The organism is Kineococcus indalonis (assembly GCF_009906395.1).
GTDB classification, from domain to species: domain Bacteria; phylum Actinomycetota; class Actinomycetes; order Actinomycetales; family Kineococcaceae; genus Kineococcus; species Kineococcus indalonis.
Map to the genome: position 1 here is coordinate 1 of NZ_JAAALM010000707.1, position 1577 is coordinate 1577.

General features: G+C 80.5%; 2 protein-coding genes. Both read right to left on the reverse strand.

Features of this window, described 5'->3' with window-relative positions:
* Positions 1–122 precede the first annotated feature (122 nt).
* Positions 123–1070: a hypothetical protein gene (locus tag GTR00_RS20475; protein WP_166613370.1), complete on the reverse strand. Its 948-nt coding sequence runs from the start codon at positions 1068–1070 to the stop codon at positions 123–125.
* Positions 1070–1577: RNase A-like domain-containing protein (locus GTR00_RS20480; protein WP_205706300.1), on the reverse strand; the 508-nt coding region annotated here is incomplete at its 5' end. The genes GTR00_RS20480 and GTR00_RS20475, both read right to left, overlap by 1 nt.

Consider the following 1577-nt stretch of genomic DNA (forward strand, 5'->3'; position numbering starts at 1 on the left):
GGCGGGAGGTGCCGCGGGCCGCCGCGGCGGCGGCGGCCAGGACCGTGGCGAGCCCGCCGAGCAGCAGCACCCCGGCCACGTTCCAGCCCCACGGCCAGGAGACCCCCGTCGCGGCGCGCGCGTCAGCTCCAGTCGAAGCGCTGGATCCGCCAGGACGTCCACCCCAGCCACCGGCGCAGGTGGGGCGGTTCGGCGTAGCAGCCCAGGGCGTCGACGGCCGCGCGCAGCTCCACCTCGTCGCGGGCCAGCAGCTGCGGCAGCTCGTCGGCGACCCGGTCGAGGAAGGCGGGCGCCTCGGCGCCCAGCGCCGCCCACTCGTTCCAGTCCGGCTCGTCGGCCAGGTCGGCGGCGTTGAACCAGCCGCCCAGGAAGGAGGTCAGCGCCGGCCACGCCCGCCGCCAGGACGCCGCGGCGGGGTGCTCCCACGGCTCGGCGGGGTGCGCGGCGGCCACCTCGGCGGCCGGGCCGGCGTCCCCGGCGTCCAGGCGCCGCAGCACCACCGCGGCGCGGGTGGTGCGCACCGCGGAGGCGACGACGCCGCGGCGCAGCAGCGGCGCCAGGCGCACCGCCCGCCCGACGTCGGCGCCGACGTCGCCGACCAGGTGCAGGCGGGTGCCCGCGTCCGGGTCGGCCAGCCAGGCGTCCACGTCGTGGCGGTGGCGGTCGGTGAGGACGCGCGCCGCGCGCCGCAGGGTCGCGCCGTCGGCGGCGGCGCCGTCGCGCAGCCGCCACGGGTAGGGCCACTCGGGCAGCGCGCCGGGCGAGAGGATCGTCGCCGGGTCGTCCACGGCCTGCTGCAGGCGCTCGCGGTACCAGGCCAGCCACTCCAGCCAGGAGCTCCCGTCGGGCGGGTCGTACGTGCCGGCGCCCAGGTCGTGGGCGACGTCGCGCACCGCCTCCTCGGTGCTCACCCCGGCGGTGACCTGGCGCAGCACGGCGAGCGAGGCCGCGGCCTGCTGCGGCCCGCCCAGGGACAGGTGCAGCTCGACCGCCTCGCGCGGGGAGGTGGCGCGCCCGTCCGTGTCGGTGCCGACGGAGGAGGAGAAGACGTCGTCCCGGGGGCGCTCCATCAGCGGGCTCTCTCCCTGTCGAGGTAGGCGGTGAGGACGTGGGGGTGGCCGGCGGGGTCGCGGTGCAGCACGACGACGGCGCGGTGGGCGGGCACCGGCCGGACGCCGGGGCCGTCGCGGACGAGGACCGTGCCCGCCGAGGCGTCGACCGGGACCTCCAGGGTGATCCTGCCGCCGCCGGCGAGGGCGCGCCGCACCTCGGCCTCGTGCGCGCGCAGCGCGGCCGTGACGGTCCGCTCGGCGGTGGCGAGGTCCGCCCAGCGCGAGGCGGCGGGCGGCCTGCCCCCGCGCCGGCCGGTGCCGGGGTCCAGCGTGCCCAGCGTCAGCCGCTCGCGCAGGTGGCGGTCGTCGACGTCCACGTGCCGCTGGAGGGTGTGCCCGCGCCCGGGCCCCTCGCTGCGCCCCAGGTCGACGCCGGCGAGCATCTCGTCCAGGGACTGCGGCGGGGAGGCGTCGGCGCCGCGGGCGCGCTCGCCGGGCCGCTCGCCGGGCGCGCCGCCGACGGGC